Origin of the sequence: Bradyrhizobium sp. UNPA324, from assembly GCF_006658635.1 — a bacterium.
In the GTDB taxonomy this organism is placed as follows: Bacteria; Pseudomonadota; Alphaproteobacteria; order Rhizobiales; family Xanthobacteraceae; genus Bradyrhizobium; species Bradyrhizobium nanningense.
Window position 1 is genome coordinate 1 of record NZ_LFJD01000004.1, and the last position, 739, is coordinate 739.

Annotated in this window: 1 pseudogene; it reads left to right on the plus strand. The window is 66.8% G+C overall.

The window, feature by feature from the left end:
* Positions 1–117 precede the first annotated feature (117 nt).
* Positions 118–739 (plus strand): annotated as a pseudogene (locus UNPA324_RS00020) (LuxR C-terminal-related transcriptional regulator); the annotation flags it as partial.

Below are 739 nucleotides of genomic sequence, written 5' to 3' on the forward strand. Positions count from 1 at the left end.
CACAGCAATTCGGGGCACTCGCCGTCCGCTAAAGAAGAGAGCGCCGCAACGACCGGCGACACGGACCACGGTAATTCGCCGCACGCTGCGGAGCCGGGGTCGGCAGCGCTCGCGGCCATGGAGATGGCTGAAGCGGAGCCCAAACTCGGCAACGGCGTCGGGAATGACAATGAGCATCGTTCCCAGGCTGCGGACGCTTCGCCAGCGGCAGCGAAGGCGGCGGAGCCTGGCAGCGACGACCACAGCAATTCGGGGCACTCGCCGTCCGCTAAAGAAGAGAGCGCCGCAACGACCGGCGACACGGGCCACGGTAATTCGCCGCACGCTGCGGAGCCGGGGTCGGCAGCGCTCGCAGCCATGGAGATGGCTGAAGCGGAGTCCAAACCCGGCGATGGTGTCGGGAATGACAATGAGCATCGTTCCCAGGCTGCGGACGTTTTGCCAGCGGCAGCGAAGGCGGCGGAGCCTGGTAGCGACGACCACAGCAATTCGGGGCACTCGCCGTCCGCTAAAGAAGAGAGCGCCGCAACGACCGGCGACACGGACCACGGTAATTCGCCGCACGCTGCGGAGCCGGGGTCGGCAACGCTCGCGGCCATGGAGATGGCTGAAGCGGAGCCCAAACTCGGCAACGGCGTCGGGAATGACAATGAGCATCATTCCCAGGCTGCGGACGCTTCGCCAGCGGCAGCGAAGGCGGCGGAGCCTGGCAGCGACGACCACAGCAATTCGGGGCACT